The organism is Kineococcus esterisolvens (genome assembly GCF_050871405.1).
GTDB lineage: Bacteria > Actinomycetota > Actinomycetes > Actinomycetales > Kineococcaceae > Kineococcus.
The window spans coordinates 55,112-77,985 of record NZ_JBJLRI010000001.1 but is presented as its reverse complement, the minus strand read 5'-3'; the positions used below and the strand labels follow the sequence as shown (position 1 = coordinate 77,985).

Below are 22,874 nucleotides of genomic sequence, written 5' to 3'. Positions count from 1 at the left end.
GCATCTGGTGTGGATCATCGGAGGTGGTTGTGGTGTTGATGCGGACCGACCCGTTCCGCGAGCTCGACCGGCTGACCCAGCAGGTGCTGGGGACCACGGCGCGGCCGGCTGCGATGCCGATGGACGCCTGGCGCAGCGGCGAGGAGTTCGTCGTGGAGTTCGATCTGCCCGGCGTGGACCCGTCCAGCGTGGAGCTGGACGTGGAGCGCAACGTGCTGACCGTCAAGGCGCAGCGTCCCGTCAACGAGAGCACCGAGGAGATGATCGCGGCCGAGCGCCCGCGCGGCGTGTTCAGCCGCCAGCTCATCCTCGGTGACAACCTCGACACCGAGCGGATCTCGGCGTCCTACCGCTCCGGCGTCCTGACGCTGCGCGTGCCGGTGGCCGAGCGCGCCAAGCCGCGGCGCATCGCCGTCGAGGTCGCCGACGACAGCGCTGACGCGGGTGCCCGCGAGCAGCAGGCCATCGGCGCCTGAGACGAGTCCGACGTGACCGGGACGACGGCCGGCGCGCCGCCGCACGAGGCGTTCTGCGAGCTGCTGGGTGCGGACCCGGACTGGGTCCGCGTCGAGTTCGAGGCGCTCGTGGCGGCGGGCTGGCGGGGAGGAGGTGTGCGCAGGGCCGCGGGGAGCGTGGACGCGCCCCGTCCGGCGGGGCCGGTCGACCGGCTCGCGCCGCGCTCGCGGCGGCCCGCCCCGCTCAGGCGCGGGCGGGCCCCGGTGGAGCGACCGCCGCGCCGGGAGCGCTCGCCCCCGCGCGCGACCTGCGCACCGGCGGGCCCGGGCCGTGGCGCGGGGTCAGGCGACCGGCACCTCGAGCGGCCGCACGGCCACCGGCGCACCCGTCAGCAGCGACTCCTGCGCCGCGTCGGCGACGCGGGAGGCGGCGACGGCGTCCGCCGGGTGGCACAGGTCCCCCTCGACGCCGTTCACCAGGTCCACGAAGGCCGCGACCTCCGCGCGGTAGGCGTCGGAGAAGCGCTCGGCGAACGTCGCGTGCGGCGGTCCCGGCGGGAAGGCGACCCCCGTCTCCGCCGAGCGGGCCGCCATCCGGTCGTCCATCCCGACCACCACGGTGCCGAGCGACCCCTGCAGCTCCAGGCGCACGTCGTGCCCGGCGCCGTTGTACCGCGAGGCCGTCACGACCGCGAGCGTCCCGTCGTCGAGCGTGCACACCGCCAGCGCGGTGTCCACGTCGCCGACCCGGCCGATCTCCGGGTCGCCGTTGTTGGAGCCGCGCGCGTAGACCTCCACGACCTCCCGGCCAGTGATCCAGCGCAGCACGTCGAAGTCGTGCACGCTGCAGTCGCGGAACAGCCCGCCGGAGGTCGCCAGGAACGACACCGGCGGAGGGGCGGCGTCGCAGGTGACGGCGCGCACCGCGTGCAGCCAGCCCAGCTCCCCGGCGTCGAAGGCCCGCTTGGCCTCGCGGTAGCCCGCGTCGTGGCGGCGCTGGTGGCCGATGCGCACGACGCCCCCGCGGGCCGCGACGTGCTCGAGCACGGGCAGCGACAGGGCGACGTCGGGGGCGACGGGCTTCTCGCACAGCACCGGGACGCCCGCCTCGACGCCGGCGCGGATGAGCCCGGGGTGCGCAGCGGTCCCGGTGGCCACGACCAGGCCGTCGATCCCGCTGCGCAGCAGCGCCTCCACGCTCTCGGCCACCCGTGGCGCCGCGCCGTCGGCGGGCAGGGCGGCGGCGACCGCGCGAGCCCGTGCCGGGTCGGCGTCGGCGAGCGTGAGCGTCCCGACGCCGGGGGTGGTCGCGAGGTTCGCGGCGTGCATCGCGCCGATCCGGCCGACGCCGGCCAGGCCGAGGTGGAGATCGGGCACGAGGGGCCTCCAGTGCGGTGAGCAGGGCGTTGGACCGGTCCAACGAGCGATACCGTGGAGCCCGCGGGCAGCGGCTGTCAAGGGACCGCCCCGACGTCGTCGCGAGGGGGGCGCCGTGCAGGACCCGGTGGCGGGCGGTGGGCCGCGCCCCACGATCCGCAGCGTCGCCGAGCGCGCCGGCGTGTCCAAGTCCCTGGTGTCCCTCGTCCTGCAGGGCTCCCCACGGGTGGGCGACGCGCGCCGCCGCGCCGTGCTGGCGGCCGTGCAGGAGCTCGGCTACCGGCCCGACCCCGCCGCGCGCAGCCTCGCCGAACGGCGCACCCGCACCGTCGGCGTCCTCCTGGACGACCTGCGCAACCCGTGGTTCGTGGACCTCCTGGAGGGCCTGCGCCCCGTTCTGCGCGCCGCCGGCCTGCGCCCGGTGCTGGGGGACACCGGCGCCGAGCCCGAGGCGGCGCGCACGTTCACGCAGCTGCGGGTGGACGGGCTCGTCGTGGTCGGCACGCGCGAGGACCCCGGGGCCGTCGCGCAGGTCGCCGAGGCCGCCGCCGCCGTCCCCACCGTCCTGGCGGGCACCCGCGACGCGGTCCACGCCGACGTCGTCGCCGACGACGGCCGGGCCGGGGTGCGCCTCGTCGTGGAGCACCTCCTCGCCCTCGGCCACCGGCGCCTGGCCCACGTCGCCGGCGCAGGAGCCGTCGGACGCGTGCGCCGGGCGGCGTTCGAGGAGGCCGCCGCCGCGGCCGGGGTCAGCGCCACCGTCGTCGAGGCCGACATGACCGAGGACGGCGGCCACCGCGCCGGGCTGCGCCTGCTCAGCGGTCCGCACCGTCCCACCGCCGTCCTGGCGGCCAACGACGTGTCCGCCCTCGGCCTGCTCGCCGCCGCCGGCGACCTCGGCCTGCGCGTGCCCCGCGACCTCTCCGTCGCCGGGTACGACGACACGTCGCTGGCCGCGCTGCGCAGCGTCTCCCTCACCAGCGTCGACAACCGCAGCCACGACGTCGGCCGCCGCGCCGGTGAACTGCTCCTGGCGCGGATCGCCGACCCCGCGGCGCCTCCGCGCACCGAGCTGCTGGCGCCGCGCCTGGCGCAGCGGCGCACCACGGCACCGCCTCCGGTGGAGGGTGCCTGACCCCGTCGGGGCCCCGGCCCGGTGCGGCCGTGGAGGCGGTGCTGCAACCCGCCCCCGCCGGCGGGGGCGGTCACGCGGTGCGGTGCAGGTCGGCCTCGTGGACCTCGTGGGCCAGCTCGCCAGTGCGTACGAACCGCTCGACCTCCTCGACCGCGCAGGTCCCCAGGCGCCGCAGCTCGTTGCCGAGCGACCCGGCCACGTGCGGTGTCAGGAGCACCCCGGGCGCGTCGAACAGCGGGTGGTCCGGCGGCAGCGGCTCGGGGTCGGTGACGTCCAGCACCGCGTCCAGGCGGCCGCTGAGGACCTCCGGCACCAGGGCCCGGGTGTCGATCAGCGAACCGCGCGCCGTGTTGACGATCGTCGTGCCGTCGCGCATCAGGGCGAGTTCCGGCGCGCCGATCAGGTGGTGCGTCTCCGGCAGCGCCGGGGCGTGGAGGCTGACCACGTCGGCGCGCGCGAGCAGGTCGTGCAGCCCGGTCGCCTCGGCGCCCAGGTCGCGGGCCTCCTGCGGCGTCACCCAGGGGTCGTGCAGGAGCGGCTCGACGTCGAAGGGGCGCAGCAGCTCCAGCAGCCGCCGCCCGGTGCGCGAGGCGCCGACGACCCCGACGACGAGGCCGTTGTTGCCGAACGGGGCCCGCGCCGACCACGCCGTCAGGGACCGGTGCTGCGCGTAGGCGCGCGAGGACTCCAGGACCCGCTTGCCGGCCAGCAGCACCACGGCCAGCGCGTACTCGGCGACCGGGCGGGCGTTCACCGAGGCGCTGCTGGAGACCCGGACGCCCCGCTCCCACACCGCGGCCGGCGCGAGCCGCTTGACGCTGCCCCCGGTGTGGACGACCACGCGCAGCCGGCGCGCGGACGCCAGCACCCCGGCGTCCAGGACGGGTGCGCCCCAGCCGGTCAGGAGGACCTCCGCGGCTCCCAGGGCCCGGCGCGAGCGGGGGTCGTCCACGGCGCTCACCACCCCCGGTGCCAGGTCGACGCAGGCGTGCAGGCGCCGCAGGGCCGCCGCGTCGAAGAGGTCGCCCACCAGGCCGGGGTCCCCCAGCGCGATGGCGCCGCACAGCCGGTTCACCGGGCCGCCTCGCGACCGCGCGGGACGACGTCGACGTGACCGTCGCGCCAGCGCACCCGCACCGGTCCGGAGCCCCCGGCCTCCACCGCCGCCACGGCGTCCAGGTCGCGGTCCTCGCCGGCAGCCGAGAGCACCACCAGCGTCGCCATCACGCGGTGCGCGGCGACGTGGCCGCGGCTGCGCAGCCACGGGGTCGCGGAGGCGGGCCCGAAGGGGTCCGCCCCCGTGCGCCGACCGGCACCGGTCAGCACCGGTCCGGTCAGGGCCCGCACCAGCGACGTGGTCCCGTCACCGCGCCGCACGCGCACCCAGTCCTCGCCCTCCTCCACGACGAGGCCGGCCGCCGAGCCCGCGGCCAGGGGCCACCCGCCGACGTGGACGGCGAACGGCCCGGTGCAGCGCGGCCACAGGGCCTCCTCGTCGGTCCCGGCGAGCTCCGGCGGTGCGTCCGGGGACGCCCCCGGCGCACCGGGGAGCTCGTCCCACCACGCCAGGCGCACCTCGAAGCGGCCCCGGGCCACCGAGGCGGTCGTCAGGCGGGGACCGCGGCGCAACCGCGCCCACACCGCGGCGCCCCCGCTCTCGCCCTCACCGTCGTCCCCACCCGCTGCGGGCAGGTCCAGCCAGTGCACGTGCGAGCGCGAGACCGCCACGCCGCCGGACAGGTGCAGCGGCTCGGCGTCGCCCCGGTGGGAGGGGGCGCCGCGCTCGTCCAGCAGGGCGACGTGGGAGTCGGTGGGGGCGGCGATCGCACCGGGGGACAGTTGCGGTGAGGTCCTGTTCGAGTAGCCCTGCCGGTCGTAGAACGGGTCGTCCGCCCGTGCCGCGGGCACCGGTTCCAGGGACCGCTGGGACCCGTGGTTGAGCACGCGGACGGTGCCGTCGCCCGGCGTGCACAGCACGAGCCAGCCGGGCACCGGCAGGAGCGTCACGCGCTCGCGCCGCCACGCCGGCGGGGTGGCCGGCTCGGCGCACCAGACGGGGTGCTGCGCGCCCAGCAGCAGCCCCAGGAAACCCTTGCTCGCCCAGTACGGCGAACCGGCTCCCGTGTACAGCTGCCGCAGGCGCGGGAACGGGCGGTGCCACCCCACGCTGAGCAGGCCGCGCCCGTCGAGCGCACCGCAGGAGGTGAAGTGCTCCAGCACGGCGGAGGCCAGCGCCCGGGTCTGCCCCGCCTCCAGCGGGGTGGCCCCGGCGATCGCACCGGCCCAGAACGGGGCCAGCACCGCGAACCGGTACGTCGCCGAGCGGCCGTGCAGCACCGGGGCACCGGTGGCCCCGACCAGGTGCTGGGCCTGGCCGAGGTACTCGCGCAACCGCCCGGCGTGCAGCGGTTCCAGCGCGTGCCCCCGGATCCGCGCGCGCAGCAGCGGGTACAGGTGCCACGCCCAGCCCGTGTAGTTGTCGAACGTCCGCAGCCGCCCCCGGTGGTCGCAGCCGTCGGAGTACCAGCCGTCGCCGACGTACAGGGTCTCCTGCAGCTCCTCGTTGCGGTCCAGGTCCTCCTGCCGCCAAGGCCCGCCGACCTCGGCGAGGAACGCCTCCACGACGTTCTGGAACCACAGCCAGTTGTTGCGGTACCCCGACGTGCCGACGATCCCGGCGAGCCACTCGACCGTCCGCTGCCGGGTGCCCTCGTCGAGCCGGTCCCACAGCCACGGGCGTGTCTCGGACAGGGCGACGGCCACGGACGCGGCCTCGACGACGGCCTGGCGGCGCTCGCCGACCCGGGGCCAGCGCTCCGGGCCGGCGGGGTCCGTGCCGCTGCGCAGCCCGGCGGCGTACCGCTCGAGGTGGCCGTGCGGGTCGTCGCCGTCCTCGCCCCGCACGCGGAAGGCGGCCAGCAGGAACGTCCGCGCGTAGCCCTCCAGCCCGTCGCTCCAGGCCCCCGAGGCGCTCACCGGTCCCGGCAGCCGCAGCAGAGCGCCGCCGGGGGAGGCGTGGGGGCGGGTCGCCAGGAGCAGGTCGTCGGCCGTCGCGAGCCAGTGCCGGCGGTCCGTCGCCGGGACCGGGTGCTCGCGACCGCGCACCGGTGCGCTGAGGGAGGTCACCACCGCATCCTGGACCGCCAGGACAGCGACGCCGGACGAACGGACACTTCCCGACATGGCCGATCAGGACGGGCCCACCGCAGCCGGTGCACCCCGCAGCACCACCCCGCGCGCCGCCTCGGCGCACCTGCCACGGGCGCGCCACGAGCACCTCCTCCGGCAGGTCGAGCTGCACGGCAGCGTCCGCTCCGCCCGCGCGGCCGCTGAGCTGGGCGTCTCGGAGGTGACGGTCCGGTGCGACATCGTGGAGCTGGAGCGCGCCGGGCTGCTGGCGCGCGTGCACGGCGGGGCGATCGCCCTCGCCTCGGCCGGTGCCCCGCAGGCGGCTCGCCTGCTGGTGGGTGTGGTCGTGCCGGGCACCACCGTGCACTTCCCGGACGTGGTCCGCGGCATGGAGTCGATCTCGCACGCCCAGCACGCCCGCCTCGTGCTGGGGGTCTCCCACTACCGGCCGGACGTCGAGGAGAAGCAGGTCGCCCGGCTCCTGGCCCTGGGCGTGGACGGCCTGCTCCTGGCGCCCACCGCCCGCGGTCGCGGGGAGGAGGAGATCGCCTCCTGGATCACGTCCATCCCGGTGCCCACGCTGCTCCTGGAGCGCCGCTTCGGCTCCATGGCGCTGCGCGGCTTCGACTCGGTGCGCACCGACCACGCCCACGGCGCTGCCCTCGCGGTCGACCACTTCGCCGCGCTCGGGCACCGCCGCGTCGCGCTCGCGGTCTACGACAGGACGCCCACCGCGCCGTCCGTGCGCGACGGCCACCGGGAGGCCTCCCGCCGGCACGCCCTCGCCGCGGCACCGGACGTCCGGCTGCCCAAGGGCGAGGAGGACCCCGAGGCCCTCGAGGAGGCCCTCCACGCGCTCCTGGACGAGTGCGCCGCCACGGGCACCACCTCGGTCCTCGTGCACACCGACGACCACGCGACCCGGCTCGTGGAGGCTGCCCTGGACCGGGGCCTGGACGTGCCCCGCGACCTCGCGGTCGTGGCCTACGACGACGAGGTCGCCGGGTTCGCGCCGGTGCCCCTCACCGCGGTCACCCCGCCCCGCCGCGCCCTGGGCCGGGAGGCGCTGCGCACGCTCGTGGAGCGGGTGGGCGAGACGGGGCCGCGCGGCCCGGCCCGGCACGTCGAGCTGCTGCCGACCCTCACCGTGCGCCGCTCCTGCGGTCCGCCCACGCCCGCGAGCCCCCGGTGACCGCCCCCGGTGAGCACTTCTGTCCGTTTCGCCCGACGGCCCCCGCCGCCGCCCGCAGCATGGCGGGGTCAGCGCGCTGGACCCCCGGCGCGAGGTCGGCGAGCGAGGAGGCTCACGATGAGGTCACCCGGTGCGGCGAACGCGTCCGTCGGCAGTGCACCCGGTGGTGACGGGACCGCGCACGGGGCCGGCGCCGCCCGGGAGCGGGAGGTGCGCCGTCCGCGCGAGCTGCGCCGGCTCCTCGCCGCGGGCGTCGCCGCCGTCCTGCTGGCCGGCTGCGGCGGCGCGAGCGGAACACCGGGCGACGGCGGGGACGTCGTGCTCGACTTCGCCTGGTGGGGCGACAAGACCCGCGCCGAGAGGTACGAGCAGGCCGTCGCCCTGTTCGAGGAGGCGAACCCCGGCGTCGACGTGCGCACCCGCTACGCCTCGTGGGGCGACTACTGGACCGCCCGCAACACCGAGGCCGCCGGCGGCCAGCTGCCCGACGTGTTCCAGATGGACATCGCCTACCTCACCGACTACGCCGGCAGCGGCCGCATCGCCCCGCTCGACGAGCACGTCGGTGAGGGCATCGACCTGAGCGCGCTGCCCGAGTCCCTCCTGCCGTCCGCACGCGTCGACGGGCAGACCTACGCCGTCCCGACGAGCACCAACACCCTCACCACCGTCGTCAACACCGACCTGCTGGGCGAGCTCGGCGTCCCCCTCCCCGACGAGGACACCACCTGGGACGAGTACGACACGTTCCTCGCCGACGTGGCCGCCGCCGGGGCGTCGAGGACCCCTCCGGTGCACGGGTCCAACGACTACACGCACGTCGTGTGGCTGTTCCACATCTGGCTCGGGCAGCAGGGGAAGTCGATGTTCCAGGACGGTGAGCTGGGGTTCACCGAGGCCGACCTCGCCGAGTGGTGGGGGCGGGCGCGGGCCTTGCACGAGAACGGCGCCTTCCTGCCGCCCCAGCGGGTGGAGCAGATCGAGGGCGCCGACTCCATCGGGCTGGGGGAGACGGCCGCCGAGATCAGCTGGGACAACTTCCTCGTGCGCTTCAGCGAAGGCAGCGGGGGGGCGGCCATGACGCTGCTGCCTCCGCCGGCGGACGACCCGGACGAGCGGGGGATGTTCCTCAAGCCCTCGCTGATGCTCGCCATGGGGGCGGGCACGGAGCACCCGGAGGAGGCCGCCGCGCTCATCGACTTCATCACCAACGACCCGCAGGTCGGCGCCGTCTTCGGCATGTCCCGCGGGGTGCCCGCCTCCGCCACGGCCCTCGAGGGGTTCGAGCCGGCCGGCCTGGACCAGCAGATCCTCGCCTACGAGGAGTCGCTGGAGCCCTACCTGACCAGTTCACCGCCCCCGCCCGTGGCCGGTTTCGGTTCCCTGGAGACCGCGTTCACCCGGATCGGCCAGGACCTGGCGCACGGCTCGATCTCCGTGGACGAGGCCGTCGAGCAGTGGTTCACGGAGGCGGAGTCGGCGCTGCAGCAGTAGGCCGCTGCGCCGGGGTGTTCAGCCGTAGTGCCGCGAGGTGGAGGCGCGCTGCGCCTCCTCCAGCGCCGCGAAGCGCGCCTCGGCGTGCGGCGGCAGCACGCGGCGCTCGCGCACCAGCCACGGCACCCCGCGCACCGCGTCCAGGACCCCCAGGGCGCTGGTGCGGTCGCGCGGCACCGTGCGCAGCAGGAAACCGGTGCGCCGCAGCGCCGCCGGGACCGGTCGGCGCAGCCACGTGAACCACAGGGTGTTGCGCACCCCGTGCCGGCGGCGCAGCAGCGACTCGCGCAGCACCGACGCCTGGTGGTGCACCGTCAGGTCCTCCAGGTAGCACAGCTCCCAGCCCGCCGCGGCGAGGTCGGCCGCCAGCAGCTCCTCCTCCCCGCCCAGCCACAGGCGCCGGGAGAAACCCCCCACCTGCAGGAACGCGTCGCGGCGCACCACCGACGCCCCCGCCAGGAAGCTGCCCAGCGCAGGGCCCGGCAGGCCCGGTGCGCCCCGCACGGGGGAGTCGCGCAGCTCGGCGACGATCCCGTCCTCCACCGAGCCCGGTTCCACGACGATGCGGGCGGTGAGCACCGCCACGCGCGGGTCGGCGTCCAGGACGTCCGCCGCGCGCGCCAGTGACCCCGGGTCCCACCAGGTGTCGTCGTCGCAGAACGCCACGTACGGGGTGCTCGCGCTGGCCACCCCGGTGTTGCGGGCCACCGCGCCCTGGTTCTCCGGCAGCACCACCACGTCGAGGCGGTCCGCGCCGGCGCTGCCGCGCGGGTGGCGCTCCCGCAGCGCCTGCGCGGTGCCGTCGGTGGACCCGTTGTCCAGCACGATGACCCGCGGGCGTTCCGGCAGCCGCAGCAGCCGGCCCACGGCCCTGAGCGCTTCCTCGCGCCGCTGCCAGGTGATGACGACGACGGTCACCCGCTCGTCGGGCGCCCCGAGGGGGATCGGGTCCGCCGCGCTCACGCCCCGCGCTCCGCGAGCACGCGCAGCCGGCGCTCCACCTCCGGCGAGGGCCGCCGCCGTTCCCGCAGCGCCCGCGGCAGGCGCGGCAGCGCGTCCAGCGCCGAGCGGCGGTGCTCACCGCCGCCGGCCAGCCAGCGCGCGGTCGTCGCGGCCGCCACCGGCAGCGGCCGGCGCATCCACGCCGTCAGCAGCTCGTTGCGCCCCAGCAGCTCGCGCCGCACGTGCGCGGGGGACCGGCTGGTCGAGGGGTGGTGGTGGGCCACCACCTCGTCCACGTACGCCAGACCCCACCCGGCCGCCACCAGGTCGTAGGTGAGCCGCTCCTCCTCCCCGGCGAAGAACACCACGTCGTCGAAACCGCCCGCCGACAGGAACGCCTCGCGGCGCACCACCGCCGTGCAGGCCAGGAACCCCATGACGTCCGGGCCCGGCAGGTCCGGGCTGCGCCCCCACGGCGCGGAGGCCATGTCCGTGCAGATCGGGTCCAGGTCCTCGGCGGGCCCCACCAGGGTCCGCGCGGCCAGCAGCGCCATCCGCGGGTGCGCGGCGAACACCTCCGCTGCGCGCGCCAGCGCCCCCGGCGCCCACCACGAGTCGTCGTCGGCGAACGCCACCAGTTCCGTGCGCGCCGCCCGCACCCCCAGGTTGCGGGCCGTGGCCCCCAGGTTCCGGCCCGGCTGCAGCAGCCGCAGCGGCGGCAGCCCGGCGCCCTCGCGCCGCTGCGACTCCGCCCGCACCACCTCCACGCTGCCGTCGGTGGAGCCGTTGTCCACCACCACCACCGGCGCCTCGTGGCGCGGCAGGGTGGTGCGCAGGTCGTCGGCGCGGTCGCGGGTCGCGACGACGACCGTCACGTCCGGGGTCGTGGGGGAGGCGCTCACCCGCCGGACGGTAGCGGCGACACGCCGCGGCGGCTCGGCGGGGCGGACGGGCGTGTCGGTCGCGGGGGTGGTTGCATCACCCCCGTGACCGAGACCCCGCAGGACAGCCCCCCGGCGGTGGAGACCGCCGTCCCCTCCGGGACCCTGGACGTGCGGCGCTTCTCCCGGGCCGTCGTCACCGGTGGCGCCGGGTTCCTGGGCAGCCACCTGTGCGAGGCGCTGCTCGACGCCGGGGTCGAGGTCGTGTGCCTGGACAACTTCCTCACCGGCGGTCCGGTGAACGTCGAGCACCTCACCGACCGCGCGGGGTTCACCCTGCGGCGCTGCGACATCACCGAGTACGTGCACGTGCCCGGCCCGGTGGACCTCGTTCTGCACTTCGCCTCCCCGGCCTCGCCGGTGGACTACCTCAAGCTGCCGCTGGAGACGCTCAAGGTCGGTGCCACGGGCACCTGGCACGCCCTGGGCCTGGCCAAGGACAAGGGCGCGAGGTTCCTGCTGGCCTCCACCTCCGAGACGTACGGCGACCCGCAGGTGCACCCCCAGCCCGAGACGTACTGGGGGCACGTCAACCCCGTCGGCCCGCGCGGCGTGTACGACGAGGCCAAGCGCTACGCCGAGGCCCTGACCACCGCCTACCGCACCACCCACCGCGTCGACACCGCCATCGTGCGCATCTTCAACACCTACGGCCCGCGCATGCGCGCCGCCGACGGCCGGGCCATCCCCACCTTCATCCGCCAGGCCCTGGCCGGTGAGCCGGTCACCGTGGCCGGTGACGGGCAGCAGACCCGCTCCATCTGCTACGTCGACGACCTCGTCGCCGGCATCCTCGCGCTGGCGGCCAGCGGCCACCCCGGGCCGATGAACATCGGCAACCCCGAGGAGCTGACCGTCAGGGAGATCGCCGAGGACGTCGTCCGCGCCGCCGGGTCCACCTCGCCGATCGAGTTCGTCCCGCGGCCTCAGGACGACCCGCAGGTCCGCCGCCCCGACACGACCCTCGCCCGGACCGTCCTGGGCTGGAAGCCCGAGGTCGACTGGGCCGAGGGGCTGCGCCGGACCGTGGAGTGGTTCCGCGCCACGGGCGCCTGAGCGGTGCCGCGCGTAGTGTCGAGGGGGTGAGCGTCGCCCCCGTCCGCCCCGTCGTCCTCGGTGACCGCTTCGCCCGCGAGCTGCCGGAGATGGCGGTGCCCTGGCGGGCCGAGCAGGCCCCCGACCCCCGGCTGCTCGTCCTCGACGAGGAGCTGGCCGCCGAGCTGGGCCTGGACGCCTCCTGGCTGCGCAGCGCCGACGGCGTGCGGTTCCTGGTCGGCGCGGCCGTCCCCGACGGTGCCGCGCCGGTGGCGCAGGCCTACGCCGGGCACCAGTTCGGCGGGTTCGTCCCGCGCCTCGGCGACGGGCGCGCGCTCCTGCTCGGCGAGCTCACCGACAGCGCCGGCCACCTGCGCGACCTGCACCTGAAGGGCTCCGGGCGAACGCCCTTCGCCCGCGGCGGCGACGGCCTGGCCGCCGTCGGCCCGATGCTGCGCGAGCACCTCGTCAGCCGCGCGATGCACGCCCTGGGAGTGCCCACGACCCGGTCCCTCGCCGTGGTGGCCACCGGGCGCGCGGTGCGCCGCGAGGAGGTCCTGCCGGGGGCCGTGCTCGCGCGGGTGGCGAGCAGCCACCTGCGCGTCGGCAGCGTCCAGTACGCCCGCGCCACGGGCGACCCCGACCTGCTGCGCCGCCTCGCCGACCACGCGATCAGCCGCCACCACCCCGCCGCCGCGCAGGCCGAGAACCCGTACCTCGCGCTGTTCGAGGCCGTCGTCGCCGCCCAGGCCCCGCTGATCGCGCGGTGGATGCTCGTGGGGTTCGTCCACGGCGTGATGAACACCGACAACACGACGCTCTCCGGCGAGACGATCGACTACGGCCCGTGCGCCTTCCTCGACGCCTACGACCCGGCGGCGGTCTACAGCTCCATCGACCACGGCGGGCGGTACGCCTACGGCAACCAGCCGGCCGTGGCCGAGTGGAACCTCGCCCGCCTGGCCGAGGCGCTCCTGCCCCTCCTGCACGAGGACGAGGAGCGGGCGGTCGAGCTCGCGGTGGCCGCCCTCGGCGGGTTCCGCACGCGCTACGGGGCCGCCTGGGCGGCCGGTGCGCGGGCCAAGCTCGGTCTGCCCGCGAGCACCGGCCCGCAGGCCGGCGCCCTCGCCGAGGAGTTCCTCACCCTCCTGCAGGTCCCCCGCGCCGACCTCACCTCGTCCTTCCGCGCCCTCGCCGACGCCGCCCGCGGCGACGCCGGGCCCCTGCGCCGCCACGTCCTCGACGTCGACGCGCTCGACGACTGGGTGGGGCGCTGGCGCGCCCTCGACCCGGACCCCGCGGCGATGGACCGGACCAACCCCCTGTACGTCCCGCGCAACCACCTCGTCGAGGAGGCCCTCACGGCCGCCACCGACGGCGACCTCGCCCCGTTCAGGCAGCTGCTGGCGGTCGTGAGCGCCCCGTACGACGAGCGCCCGGGCCTGGAGCGCTACGCCGCGCCCGCCCCGCCGGACTTCGGCGCCTACCGCACCTTCTGCGGCACCTGAATCCCCGGCACCCGCCGCCGGCCGCCCTCCGGAGCGCGGGCAGCGGCTCCCGCGAGGAGCTCAGCCGACGAGGAACGCGGCGGAAGCGGCGAGGACCTCCCCCACGGTGATCCGCGCCAGCGTCGGGTCCACCTGCGCGCCGTGCGGATCGCCCACGTAGCCGGTGGCCGCCGGGTCGCCGTGCCACAGCACGACGTGGCGCTCCTCGTCGATCGCCGGGCCCCACCAGTGCGGCGGGGTGGGGCCGAACAGCAGCACGGACGGCACGCCCAGCGCGGTCGCCACGTGCGCGGTGCCGGTGTCGCCCGAGAGCACCAGGCGGGCGGAGCCCACCAGGCCGGCGAGGCCGTCCAGGTCCAGGTCGCCGCAGCGGTCCACCGCTCCCGCGCCCGCCAGCGCAGCGCCGAGGTCGGCCTCGTCGGCGGTGCCCGTGACGTGCACCTCGTGCCCGGCGGCGGTCAGCCCGCCCACCACGGCCGCCCACCGCTGCACCGGCCAGCGGCGGGAGGCGAACGCCGCCCCCGGGTGCACGACGACCGGCCCGTCCGCGGGCACCGGCCCGCGCGGTCGCAGCCGCAGGTCCTCCGGCCCGCAGGCCGCACCCCACGCCGCCACCAGCCGGCACCACCGCGCCACCTCGTGCTCGTCGCGCACCCACTCCGGGCCGTCGTGCCCGTCGGTGCGGAAACCCAGCAGGCCGTCGGGGCCCGTGGCCGCCAGCGGGTCGCGGCTGGCGGGCCCGTTGCCGTGCAGGTCCACCGCCAGGTGCCCGGACCCCTTCGCACGCAGCGGTTCCAGCCCCGCGGTCACGAGCACCTCGTCGACCACGCCGCGCCGCTGCAGGAAACCCCCGATGCCCGCGGGGGCCGCCAGCAGCAGGCGCCTGTCCGGGAAGGCGCGCCGCAGCCCCCGCAGCGCCGGCACCCCCGCCAGCAGGTCGCCCAGGCCCAGCGCCCGCAGCACCAGCAGGTCGGCCCCGGTCAGCTCCCGGACCGCGCCGGCGTCCGGCGCGCTCACGCCTGCCCGGCGCCGGCGGCCAGGATCGACGTCGTGGACCGGCCGTCCAGGTACGGCAGCAGCACCACGCGCCCGCCCCAGCTGCGCACCAGCTCCGCCTCCGGCAGCCCCGCACCGCCGTAGTCGCCGCCCTTGGCCCACACGTCCGGGCGCAGCTCCGCCAGCGCCGCCCGCGGGTCGTCCTCGGTGAAGACACCCACCGCGTCCACGCTGGCCAGGGCCCGCAGCACCCGCTCGCGGTCGGCCTGCCCCACGACGGGACGGCCCGGGCCCTTCAGCCGGCGCACCGAGTCGTCGGAGTTGACCAGGACCACCAGCGCGTCGCCCAGCCCGCGCGCCGCCTCCAGGCAGCCCACGTGCCCGGCGTGCAGGACGTCGAAGCAGCCGCCGGTGGCCACCAGCGTGCCGCCGGCCGCGCGCACCCGCGCCGCGACCTCCGCCGGGGTCGGCCCCGCAGGTCGCTCCCGCACCAGCGCAGGGGCGGGAGCGAAGAACCCGTTCGTGCCGCCCGCGGCCACCCACGCCGAGGCGTCGCGCACCGCCCGCGCCAGCGCCGGCGACAGCGTCCCCGTGCGGGCCACCTCCACCGCCGTGCTCGCCGCGAACCGGTCCCCGGCCCCGCACGGGTCGCCCGTCGCCGGCTGCGCCGGCAGGTGCAGCGCCTCGCTGCCCGCCGCCGAGCAGTACGCACCCCGCGAGCCCGCCGTCACGCACACCGCGGCCGCGTCCCACAGCACGCGCAGCTCGGCGGCCAGCTCGTCCGGCTGCAGGTCCGGCACCTGCAGGTGGTGCGCCGCCAGCGCCCCGCGAGCCTCCGCCAGGTTCGGCGTCACCACCGCGCAGCCCGGCACCGGCGCACCGCCGCGCGGGTGCGGGTCCCACACCACCGGCACCCGCCGGGCCGCCGCCGCGAGCAGCTCCCGCAGCCGCGGCTCACGCGTGGTGCCCGCGCCGTAGTCGGACACCAGCACCACGTCGGCCGCGGCCAGCGCCTCGCGCGCCGCCGCCAGGGCGGCGCCGTCCAGCTCACCCGGGGTGCCGGGCCCGCCGTCGTCCAGGCGCACCAGCACCTGCCCGTCGGCGCGCACCCGCGACTTGCGCCGCGTCGCGCCGTCGTGCGGCAGCGCGACCACGTCCACCCCGCGCAGCAGGGCGCGCAGCCGCGCGCCCGCCTCGTCGCCGGCCACCGGCGCCACCAGCGAGACCTCCACCGACGGGTCCAGCGCCGCCAGCAGCGCCGTCAGGCCCGCGCCGCCGGGGGACTCGCGCACCTCGGCCACGTCCACCACCGGCACCGGCGCGTCCGGGGCGACGCGGTGCACGCCGCCCAGCACCTCCCGGTCCAGCACGACGTCGCCGACCACGACGACGCGGCGCACCGACCGGCCCGCCACCGGGCTCACGCGCTGGCCTCCCGCCGCGCGTGCACGGCGGTCAGGTCCAACGCGCGCGTGCCGCGGGCGGCCGGCAGGTGCGCCTCCACCGCCACGCACAGCGTGTGCACCGCCATCAGGTGCCCCTCCTGGATCGCCGACGTCGACGGCCCGGGCATCACCACGGCGTCGTCGGCCAGGTCGGCCAGCGGGTTCGGTGCCGCCGTCGTCATCGCCCACACCGTCAGCCCGCACTCGCGGGCCCGCTCGGCCGCGCGCAGCAGGTTCGCGCTGCGCCCGCTCGCCGACAGCAGCAGCAGCACGTCACCGGGCCGGCCGTGGCCCTCCACCTGGCGGGCGAAGACCTCCTCGACGCCGTAGTCGTTGGCGATGGCCGTCACCGTCGAGGTCTCCGCGTGCAGCGAGATCGCCGACAGCGGCCGGCGCTCGCCCAGGAAGCGCCCCACCAGCTCGGCCGTCAGGTGCTGCGCCTCCGCGGCGCTGCCCCCGTTGCCAGCCACCAGCAGGCGACCCCCGCCGTCGACGACCTCCACCAGCCGGCGGCCCCAGCGGTCCAGGCGGTCGGCCTGGCGCTGCAGCGCGCCCAGCACGCCGTGCAGCTCGCCGACGTGCTCGCGCACGTACTCGTGCGTGACCGGCACCCGCGGGCCGTCCTCCAGCAGCAGCTCGTACGCCGACTCCGTGGACGCGGCCACCCGCGCCCAGTCGTAGCGCTCCACCGCGACCTCCCGGCCCGCCGCGCCCAGCCGGGCGGCGACCGCGGGGTCGTCGACCACCGAGCGCACCGCCGCGGCCAGGTCCGCGGGGTCCACGCGCCCGGCGGCGTCCACCGGCACCAGCCGGCCCGTCGCGCCGTCGCGCACGGTGTCGAGCATCCCGCCCACCGCCGAGGCCACCACCGGCACGCCCGCGGCCATCGCCTCCAGCACCGCGATGCCGAACGGCTCGTACCACGGCGTGGCCAGCAGCGCGTCGCTGGAGGCCAGCAGCGCCGGCAGCTCCTCCGGGTCCACCCGGCCCACCAGGCGCACCCGGTCGGCGATGCCCAGCTCCACGGCGACCTTCTGCAGGCGCACCGCCTCGTGGTCGCCGTCCAGGTCGTGCGCGGCCGGGCCGCCGGCCACCACCAGCTCCGCGTCCGGCAGCAGCTCCAGCGCGCGCACCGCCGCCTCCACGCCCTTGCGCGGCACCAGCCGGCCCACGCTCAGCAGCCGCGTGCGGCAGCCCGGACGGCGCGGCCCCACCGCCGGCACCGCGCCGGTGGGCTGCGCGAAGCGCGTGGTGTCCACGCCGCACGGGACGACCTGCACCCGCCGCGGCGGTGCGCCGGAGGCCCGCAGCTCGGCGACCTCGTCGCGGCACGTGGCGATCACCAGGTCCACGTCGCGGGCCAGCCGCCGCTCGGCCTCCAGCCGCTCCGGCGGGCTGGTGTCCGCGCCGCCCTGGTAGCGGCGCTTGACGCTGCCGAGGGCGTGGAAGGTCTGCACCACCGGCACGCCGTGCTCGCGCGCCGCCGGCAGCGCCGCCGTGCCGGACATCCAGAAGTGCGCGTGCACCACGTCCGGGCGCCGGCGCGCGAACTCCGCGCTCAGCACCCGCGCGAAGGCGGGCATGAACGGCGCGAGGTCGTCCTTGGCGACCGGCTCGGCGGGGCCGGCGTCCACGTGCACGACCTCCACGCCCGGGCGCAGCCGCGCGCGCTCGGGCAGGTCCGCCGCGTCGCGGCGCGTGTAGACCACGACGTCGTGACCGCGGTCGGCCAGCGCCGATGCCAGCGCCGCCACGTGCACGTTCTGCCCACCGGCGTCCACCCCGCCGAGCACCGCCAGGGGGCTCGCGTGCTCGGACACCATCGCGATGCGCCGCGCCGTGCGCGCGGCGCCGGTCCGTGCGGCGGCGCTCACGCCACCACCTCCTCGAGCAGTCGGTCCCAGTCCGCCAGGAAGCGTTCCACCCCGAACGCCGCCAGCGCGTGGCGGCGCGCCGCCTGCCCGCGCTCGCGCGCCTCGTCCGGGTCGGCCGTCCACCGCCGGGCGGTGGCGATCAGCACCTCCGGGTCGCTGGAGAGCACCCCCGCCGACGGCGGCACCGCCTCCGGCGCCGCCGTCGCCGGCAGCGCCAGGACGGGCATGCCGATCATCATGGCCTCGATCATCGACAGGCCCAGGCTGGTCCAGCGGTAGGGGTGCAGGTAGGCGCGGTGCGTGCCCAGCGCCTCGTGCAGCCGCGCCTGCGGCAGGTCCTCGTGCACCGTCAGGCCCTTCCCGGCCGCGGTGCCCTCCACCCGCTCGGCCAGCGCCCGCACGCCCATGCCGTGCAGCGCCACCGGCACCTCCTCCGCCACGCGCAGCAGGACGTCGGTGCCGGCCACCCGCCAGCGGCGCACCGGCTCGTTGACGCTGGCCGCCAGCGACGCGGACGCCCCCGTGTAGCGGTGCCCGGGGTCGATGACGCCGTGGTCCACCAGGGTGGTGCGAGCCCCGCCGCAGTCCCAGTACAGGCGGTTGAAGCTCGTCACGTGGGCGATCGGCACCGCCCGCTGGTCGGCCAGCGGGTGCCGGCTGTCGGCCGCCCCCGCACGCGGGGCGTCGTGCTCGACGTACACCGCCGGCACGTCCCGGCCGGGCCTGCGGCCCGTCCAGCGCTCCACCAGCTCCAGCTCCTCGGGGCGCTGCAGCACCACCACGTCGAACTGCGCGTCGCGCAGCTGCTCCACGGGCACCTCGACGGCGCTCGCGGGCCAGTCCCAGGTGCGGGCGCGCCCGCGCCCGTCCGGGCCGCGGTCGGGCACCAGCGGCAGCAGGTACTCGTGCGCACCGGAGACGAACGCGGTCATCCACGACCCGTGCACGTGCCAGACGAGGATCCTCACGACGTCCCTCCCGCGGGAGCGGTCTCCCGCTCCACTTCCTCCACGGCCGCCCCGGGGACGGCCGGTGCCAGGGCCTCCACGGCCGCGACGACCTCGCGGGCGCTCACGCCCGCCAGGCACGGGTGCCCCGGCACGGGGCACTCCCGCGCCCGCGTCCCGCGGCACGCGGCCCCCTGGTCGCCCAGCACGACGTGCGGCACCCCGTGCGGCGCCCACCGCGCGGCGGGCACCACGGGCGCGAACAGCGACACCACCGGCGTGCCCACCGCCGCGGCCAGGTGCGCCGGGCCGGTGTTGCCCACGACCACGGCCTCCGCCGCGGCCAGCACGGCCGCCAGCTCCGGCAGGCCGGTGCGCCCGCCCAGGTCCACGGCGCCCGCGACGGCCACCGCCGCGGTCAGCCCCCGCTCGCCGGGGCCGCCCGTGACCACGACCTCGCGCCCGGCGTGCCGCAGGCCCTCGACGATCCCGGCCGCCTGCTCCGGCAGCGGCGCGCGGGCGGGCACCGAGGCGCCCGGGTGCACCACGACGTACGAGGCCGGCAGGCCCTCCGGCACCCGCGCCGTGGTCAGCACCCGCAGCCTGCCGTCGTCGCCGTCGGGCAGCGGGAAACCGGCCGCGGCCGCCAGGTCCAGCGCGGCCACCGCTTCGGGCACGTCGGCGCGCGCCGTGCCCTCGCGGCGGTGCCGCACGTCCAGCAGCGCACCGGGGTAGTCCTCGCTGGTGGCGCTGATGCGCCGCACCCCGGCCAGGCGCAGCAGCAGCGCCAGCGGCAGCGGGCTCTGGTGGAACGAGGTGAACACCACCGCCTCGTCGTATCCGCGCTCGCGCACCCGCGCCACGAGGTCGTCCACGGCCGCGGCGTCCACGGCGGGCGGGGAGAACCCGCTCCACGGCGGGTCGAACACCAGCACCTCGTCCACGCCGGGCAGCAGACGGGCCGCCCCGGCCCCGGCGGGCGAGGCCAGCACGTCCACGTCCGCGCGCGCCGCCAGCGCCCGCACCGCGGGGCCGGTCAGCAGCACGTCGCCGTCGTTGTCCAGGCGCGCGGCGAGGACCCTCACGAGGCGGTCCCGCGGCCGGCGGCGGCCAGGGCCAGGTCCACGGCCCCGGCCAGGGTCGCGGCCACGACCGGTGCCGCCTCGACCTCCTCGGGCCGGGTGGCGGGAGCGGGCACCAGCACGGCCCGCGCGCCTGCCGACAGGGCCGCCTCGACGTCGGCGCCGATGTCGCCGACGAGCAGGCACTCCGCGGGCAGCACGCCCAGCTCCCGGGCGGCGTCCAGGACCATCCCGGGTTCCGGCTTGCGCCGCGCGGAGGGCGCGTCCGGGCCGTCGGGGCAGGACTGCACGGTGTCGAAACCCCCCAGGAGCCCGGCCACGCGGGAGTTCACCGCGTCGACCTGCTCCGGGGTCAGCAGCCCGCGCGCCACCCCCGACTGGTTGGTCACCAGCCCGGTGCGCAGGCCCGCGGCGCGCACCCGCGCCAGCGCCTGCGCGGCGCCGTCCACGGGCTCCACCAGGTCCGGGTCGCCGTTGTAGGGCACGTCGTGCACGAGGGTGCCGTCGCGGTCGAACAGCACCGCGCGCACCGGCGGCGGCCACGGCGCCGGCGGGTGGCGCCGCCAGCGCAGCTCCGCGCGCACCCGGTGCCACACCGCCGCGGGAGGGATCGCGACGCTCGTGACGAGCATGCGGCGCACCTCCGCGGCGTCGCGCGGGCCCGGGGCGATGCGGCGGTAGGAGAACTCCGCCGTCAGGCCCGCCCAGGTGAGCGCGGCGACGGCCGCGGTGCGCCGGCGACCGGCGAGCCCCGCCACCACCGCGGTCGCGGCGGCGGCGGTCGTGGCGACGTGCCCCGGCAGCCTGCCCACGGCCGAGCGGGCGCGCTCGCGCCAGGCCGCGCCGTGCAGCGCCGTCATGGTCGCGTCGTCGGCGTTGCCGCGCTGCTGGCGCAGGCTGGCCAGGTCGTCCGACGGCCGGACGGGGTGGACCGCGCCGTGCTCGCCGCGCACCAGTTCCCAGCCCGCGCCGAGCACCCGCAGCGCCAGGTCGGCGTCCTCGCGGAACGCGCGGGGGAACCGCTCGTCGAAACCGGCGACCTGTTCCAGCGCCGCCCGCCGGTACGCCATGTCCGCGGTGATCCAGGCGGCGTCGGCCAGCCCCGCGGTGCCGCGCTCCCAGTCCGTGGGGCGCCGCCCGGACGGCAGCGGCACGGTGATGCGGCCCTGCACGCCCCCCACGCGCTCGGCCGCGGCGGACAGGTCGGCCACGAGGAGCTCGGACCACTCCGGAGGCAGTTCCACGTCGTCGTCCACGAACGCGACCCACTCGCTCGCGGTGCGTCGCCAGCCGGCGTTGCGCGCCGCGGCCGGGCCGCGCCCGCCGGAACGCACGAGGCGCACCGGCAGGCCGGCCGCGCGGGCGCGTTCGCAGGCGAGCTCGCACGGGTCCTCGCCGGTGTCGCGGCCCCGGCGGTCGTCGACCACGACGACCAGTTCCGGAGCGGGGCCGCGCTGCGCGGCCAGCGTGGTCAGCAGGACGTCGAGGCTGGGCCGCCCCACCGTGGGGACGACGACGGAGAACCGCGGTGCAGCGGGACTCACGCGCCGCCGGCCCCGGACGCGCCCTGCTCCGCCGGTGCGGCGAAGGTGCTGCGGCGCACCAGGTGCGGTCCGAGGACCAGCAGGTCCACCGGGGCGGAGCCGAACAGCTCCAGCGCGTCGCGCGGGTCGTCCACCATCGGGCGCCCGGCCGTGTTCAGGCTGGTGTTCACCACGACGGGGAGGCCGGTGCGCTCCTCGAAGGCGCGCAGCAGCGCCGCCACCTTCGGGGTGCGCTCGTCGTCGATCGTCTGGATGCGCGCGGTGCCGTCCACGTGGGTGACGGCGGGGATCCGCTCGCGCCACTCGGGCGCCACGTCGTGCACGAAGAGCATGTACGGGCTGGGGAACGGCCCGTTCGAGAAGATCTCCCGCGCCCGCTCGCTCAGCACCATCGGCGCCACCGGGCGGAACTGCTCACGGCCCTTGACGTCGTTGAGCCGCTCCAGGTTCTCCTTCTTCCCCGGGTGCGCCATCAGCGAGCGGTGGCCGAGCGCGCGCGGGCCGAACTCCGCCCGGCCGTCGAACCACGCCACGACGCCGTCGGCGGCCAGCACGTCGGCGACCTCGGCGGCCAGGTCCTCGGGCGTGGTGAACGGCAGGCGCGCGGTGCGCAGCCACTGCGCCAGTTCCTCGTCGCTCCAGGAGCGGCCGAGGGCGGCGTCGTGCATCGGCGCGATCGTCTCGCCGGCGTCGGCGGCCAGTTGCAGAGCGGCGCCCAGCGCGGTGCCCGAGTCGCCCGCGGCGGGCTGCACGAACACCTCCTCGAAGGGCGACTCGCGCCAGATGCGCGAGTTCGCCACGCAGTTCAGGGCGGTGCCGCCGGCCATCGCCAGCACGCGGTCGCCGGTCCTGCCGTGCAGCCAGGTGGCGACGTCGACGAGGGTGCGCTCGAGCACCTCCTGCACGCTGGCCGCCAGGTCGGCGTGGTCGGTGTCGCGGCGCGGGTCCCACTGCTCGCCGTCGAGCAGCCGCGGCGCCCAGCGCGACCAGTCCGGGGCCTGGGCGACGAAACCGCCGTCGCCGGTGGCGTGCACGAACTCGGCCAGCTCGTCGGCGAAGCGGGGTTTGCCGTAGGAGGCCAGTGCCATGACCTTGTACTCGTCCGAGGAGTGCAGGAACCCCAGGTGCGCGGTCAGCGACTCGTACAGCAGGCCCAGCGAGTGCGGCAGCCGCTGGCTGGCCAGCACCTCCAGCGACCCGCCGCGGTAGCGACCGGCCAGCGAGGAGACCGCCTCCCCGCGCCCGTCGATCGTCAGCACGCTGCAGCCGCCCTCGCGCGCGGCCTCCGGGGAGGCCAGCGCCGCCGAGGCGGCGTGCGCGACGTGGTGGGGGACGTGGCGCACCTTCGCCGGGTCCAGCCCCGGCAGGGCGGTGGCCAGCGCCTCGGCGGCGCGCTCGGCGTAGCGGGTGCGGATCGCGTCGTCCGGGTCGCCCAGGTCCAGCTCGGAGCTCGGCAGCACCAGGGAGGGGTCGTACGAGTAGCCGACGAGGTCGAGGTCCTCCGGGCGCAGGCCACCGGCCGCCAGGGCGTGCTCGATCGCCAGCTCGGGCAGCTCCCACGTGGAGTACGGCACGGGCCGCTTGCCGTGCTTGCGGCGGCTGAAGCGCTCCTCCTCCGCGGCGAAGACCACCTCGCCGTCGACCACGAGGGCCGCGGCGGGGTCGTGGAAGACGGCGTTGACGCCGAGCACGCGCATGGGGTGTCGACCCTCTCGTTGCGAAGTGGTCCGCCCGGGGTTGGAGCGTCCCGCCACCGGCGCCCGGGGAGCCCGGACCGG

At 77.5% G+C, this 22,874-nt stretch carries 18 protein-coding genes; 6 read left to right on the top strand and 12 right to left on the bottom strand.

Annotation, left to right across the window (positions count from 1 at the left end):
- The first annotated feature begins 32 nt into the window (after positions 1–32).
- A complete protein-coding gene (locus ACRYR8_RS00355; RefSeq protein ID WP_432482090.1) occupies positions 33–476 on the top strand; it encodes an Hsp20/alpha crystallin family protein in 444 nt (147 codons plus the stop codon).
- 321 nt (positions 477–797) lie between these two features.
- On the opposite strand, the gene ACRYR8_RS00350 is transcribed toward ACRYR8_RS00355, so the two are convergent.
- Positions 798–1,832: a Gfo/Idh/MocA family protein gene (locus tag ACRYR8_RS00350; protein WP_432482089.1), complete on the bottom strand. Its 1,035-nt coding sequence runs from the start codon at positions 1,830–1,832 to the stop codon at positions 798–800.
- Positions 1,833–1,947: 115 nt separating this feature from the next.
- On the opposite strand from ACRYR8_RS00350, the gene ACRYR8_RS00345 reads away from it, so the two are divergent.
- The gene (locus ACRYR8_RS00345; protein WP_432482088.1) at positions 1,948–2,967 is read left to right on the top strand and encodes a LacI family DNA-binding transcriptional regulator; all 1,020 of its coding nucleotides are present in this window, start codon (positions 1,948–1,950) and stop codon (positions 2,965–2,967) included.
- A gap of 70 nt (positions 2,968–3,037) precedes the next feature.
- On the opposite strand, the gene ACRYR8_RS00340 is transcribed toward ACRYR8_RS00345, so the two are convergent.
- Both ACRYR8_RS00340 and ACRYR8_RS00335 read right to left on the bottom strand, forming a co-directional pair.
- On the bottom strand, positions 3,038–4,042 hold the full coding sequence (locus ACRYR8_RS00340) for a hydroxyacid dehydrogenase (RefSeq protein ID WP_432482087.1): 1,005 nt from the start codon (positions 4,040–4,042) through the stop codon (positions 3,038–3,040).
- Positions 4,039–6,093, bottom strand: a complete 2,055-nt coding sequence (locus tag ACRYR8_RS00335; RefSeq protein WP_432482086.1) for a DUF2264 domain-containing protein — start codon at positions 6,091–6,093, stop codon at positions 4,039–4,041. Before ACRYR8_RS00335 ends, ACRYR8_RS00340 begins: the two co-directional genes overlap by 4 nt.
- A 55-nt stretch (positions 6,094–6,148) precedes the next feature.
- On the opposite strand from ACRYR8_RS00335, the gene ACRYR8_RS00330 reads away from it, so the two are divergent.
- Positions 6,149–7,288 carry a LacI family DNA-binding transcriptional regulator gene (locus ACRYR8_RS00330; RefSeq protein WP_432482085.1) on the top strand — a complete coding sequence of 380 codons (1,140 nt, stop codon included), beginning with the start codon at positions 6,149–6,151 and terminating at the stop codon, positions 7,286–7,288.
- Positions 7,289–7,405: 117 nt separating this feature from the next.
- On the top strand, positions 7,406–8,782 hold the full coding sequence (locus ACRYR8_RS00325) for an ABC transporter substrate-binding protein (protein WP_432482084.1): 1,377 nt from the start codon (positions 7,406–7,408) through the stop codon (positions 8,780–8,782).
- 18 nt (positions 8,783–8,800) lie between these two features.
- On the opposite strand, the gene ACRYR8_RS00320 is transcribed toward ACRYR8_RS00325, so the two are convergent.
- Both ACRYR8_RS00320 and ACRYR8_RS00315 read right to left on the bottom strand, forming a co-directional pair.
- Positions 8,801–9,745, bottom strand: coding sequence for a glycosyltransferase family 2 protein (locus tag ACRYR8_RS00320; RefSeq protein ID WP_432482083.1), 945 nt, complete (start codon positions 9,743–9,745; stop codon positions 8,801–8,803).
- Positions 9,742–10,626, bottom strand: coding sequence for a glycosyltransferase family 2 protein (locus tag ACRYR8_RS00315; protein WP_432482082.1), 885 nt, complete (start codon positions 10,624–10,626; stop codon positions 9,742–9,744). Before ACRYR8_RS00315 ends, ACRYR8_RS00320 begins: the two co-directional genes overlap by 4 nt.
- Positions 10,627–10,770: 144 nt before the next feature.
- On the opposite strand from ACRYR8_RS00315, the gene ACRYR8_RS00310 reads away from it, so the two are divergent.
- Positions 10,771–11,721, top strand: coding sequence for a UDP-glucuronic acid decarboxylase family protein (locus tag ACRYR8_RS00310; protein ID WP_432482205.1), 951 nt, complete (start codon positions 10,771–10,773; stop codon positions 11,719–11,721).
- A 26-nt stretch (positions 11,722–11,747) separates the two neighbouring features.
- The gene (locus ACRYR8_RS00305; RefSeq protein ID WP_432482081.1) at positions 11,748–13,208 is read left to right on the top strand and encodes a protein adenylyltransferase SelO; all 1,461 of its coding nucleotides are present in this window, start codon (positions 11,748–11,750) and stop codon (positions 13,206–13,208) included.
- A 60-nt stretch (positions 13,209–13,268) separates the two neighbouring features.
- Here the strand turns inward: ACRYR8_RS00305 and ACRYR8_RS00300 are convergent, their stop codons facing one another.
- From ACRYR8_RS00300 to ACRYR8_RS00270, 7 genes are read right to left on the bottom strand one after another with little or no spacing between them, the layout of a single operon-like run.
- Complete coding sequence (locus ACRYR8_RS00300; RefSeq protein WP_432482080.1) at positions 13,269–14,225, bottom strand: glycosyltransferase family 9 protein; 957 nt, start codon at positions 14,223–14,225, stop codon at positions 13,269–13,271.
- The gene (locus tag ACRYR8_RS00295; protein ID WP_432482079.1) at positions 14,222–15,628 is read right to left on the bottom strand and encodes a PfkB family carbohydrate kinase; all 1,407 of its coding nucleotides are present in this window, start codon (positions 15,626–15,628) and stop codon (positions 14,222–14,224) included. The genes ACRYR8_RS00300 and ACRYR8_RS00295 overlap by 4 nt, the downstream gene beginning before the upstream one ends.
- Entirely contained in the window at positions 15,625–17,523 is a 1,899-nt protein-coding gene (locus ACRYR8_RS00290; protein ID WP_432482078.1) for a glycosyltransferase, read from the bottom strand. Before ACRYR8_RS00290 ends, ACRYR8_RS00295 begins: the two co-directional genes overlap by 4 nt.
- The gene (locus ACRYR8_RS00285; RefSeq protein ID WP_432482077.1) at positions 17,520–18,491 is read right to left on the bottom strand and encodes a glycosyltransferase; all 972 of its coding nucleotides are present in this window, start codon (positions 18,489–18,491) and stop codon (positions 17,520–17,522) included. Before ACRYR8_RS00285 ends, ACRYR8_RS00290 begins: the two co-directional genes overlap by 4 nt.
- Positions 18,488–19,555, bottom strand: coding sequence for a glycosyltransferase family 9 protein (locus ACRYR8_RS00280; RefSeq protein ID WP_432482076.1), 1,068 nt, complete (start codon positions 19,553–19,555; stop codon positions 18,488–18,490). The genes ACRYR8_RS00285 and ACRYR8_RS00280 overlap by 4 nt, the downstream gene beginning before the upstream one ends.
- A complete protein-coding gene (locus tag ACRYR8_RS00275; RefSeq protein ID WP_432482075.1) occupies positions 19,552–21,096 on the bottom strand; it encodes an HAD-IIIA family hydrolase in 1,545 nt (514 codons plus the stop codon). The genes ACRYR8_RS00280 and ACRYR8_RS00275 overlap by 4 nt, the downstream gene beginning before the upstream one ends.
- Positions 21,093–22,793, bottom strand: coding sequence for a carbamoyltransferase family protein (locus ACRYR8_RS00270; protein ID WP_432482074.1), 1,701 nt, complete (start codon positions 22,791–22,793; stop codon positions 21,093–21,095). The genes ACRYR8_RS00275 and ACRYR8_RS00270 overlap by 4 nt, the downstream gene beginning before the upstream one ends.
- Positions 22,794–22,874: the final 81 nt, after the last annotated feature.